The organism is Pseudomonas sp. P5_A2_2, assembly GCF_054177685.1.
The window spans coordinates 1-1476 of sequence record NZ_JBGCUL010001060.1; the positions used below are offsets into that span (position 1 = coordinate 1).

1 protein-coding gene and 1 pseudogene are annotated in these 1476 nt (G+C 58.7%); one reads left to right on the forward strand and one right to left on the reverse strand.

Going from position 1 to position 1476, the window contains the following annotated elements:
• Window positions 1-160, forward strand: a pseudogene (locus tag ACXRVY_RS28760) (IS110 family transposase); the annotation flags it as partial.
• Between the two features lie 98 nt (window positions 161-258).
• Here the strand turns inward: ACXRVY_RS28760 and ACXRVY_RS28765 are convergent.
• Window positions 259-1476, reverse strand: a 1218-nt coding sequence (locus ACXRVY_RS28765; protein WP_458238926.1) for a calcium-binding protein, incomplete at its 5' end; no start/stop codon positions are given.

Sequence of the window (1476 nt, forward strand, 5' to 3'; positions counted from 1 at the left end):
CTCATGTTATGGACGAAATTCTTGATCAGCCTGACTTCAAGGCACGTTATGACGCGCTTCGGGAGCGAGGCAAGAGCGCGAAAGTCGCGCTCTTGCCTGCATGCGGGTCCTATTGATTAGACTGAATGCCATGTTGCGGGACGGCACCGAATGGCGGTGACGAGTGGCATGGTGAAGACAGTTGCTCCCACAAGGTTGGCGCATATCCTGTGGGAGTGGGCTTGCTCGCGATGAGGCCCTGCAGAAGCCGCATCACACTCAGGCGATAACGATCCCGCCGCTGGACAGACTGTCCAGCCCCACGCCAACCAGCGTCACCGAATCATTGCCAAACGTCAGCACGGTATCCTGCCCCACCACCGTGGCATGGGTCCGGAAGTCGTCGTTCGGCGTCACGCCCTGAACCCCGAGAAACACCAGTTTGTCGTTCGCCTGATACCCAACCACCCGGTCCTGGCCGAACGCGCCGCTGAACAGGAACGTATCGATCCCGCCCCCTGACTCCAGCAGGTCGTTGCCTGCCCCGCCGACAAACACGTCGTTGCCCTTGCCACCGATCAGATGATCGTTGCCGTCCAGGCCAAACAACCAATCACCAACAGCCTGTGCCTTTAGCGTATCGGCCCCTGCACCGCCCTTCACCGTTGAGGCGTACTGAGTCAGTTGATTGCCGATCGCGAGGCCATTGACGGTCACGCTGTGGCTCACGTCATCCTTGAACAGTCCCCACAGGAAACCCGGCTCTTCGGTCACGATGCTACCGATGTCGCGGGTGATGCTGATGCCGCCATTGGCGTCGCGGATGTACAGGTTGCCGGCGCCGTCATTGGCAAAATCGAAATTCTTCACCGACTGCTGCAAATCGAACACGTTATTGCCCTTGCCGCCCTGCAGGATGTTGTAGCCGCCGCTGTCTCGAAAGGTGTCGTTGCCGTCACCGCCGTCCAGATAATCATTGCCCTTGCCGCCCTGAATCAGGTCGCTGCCGTCACTGCCAATGATGAAGGTACTGCCCTTGTGGGTTTCAGCATTGCGGTTCAGGTCCTGGACCCAGGTGTTGGCGCGTGCCGGGTCCGAAAGATTGGCAACGATGATCGTCGAGTCTTTGCTGGTGAGGTCGTAGAACTTCGACTCCAGCACCCGGGTCATGCCGTCGCCGTAAGCGGTGGGCAGGTGCGAAATCCAAGTCGGGATGTTGAGGATGGAAAATGGCAGCAGGTTCCACGCCGTCGACGCGTAGTGGTCGTTGAAGCTGACGATGTTGTTGGTCGCCGAGTCTTGATGGGCATCGTGCACGCCGACCGATGCCAGGTTGAACGATGAGCCGTCGAGCGCACGGAACACCGGGTCGTTTTCATAGCCGATATTCAGCACTTTATCGGTGGTGCTTTGGGTCGGTGAGGCATAAGCGACGTAGTTCGAGTCCTTGAAGAAACCGCCCCATTTATCGTTGCTCAAATCCGCCAGGCTGTTGAC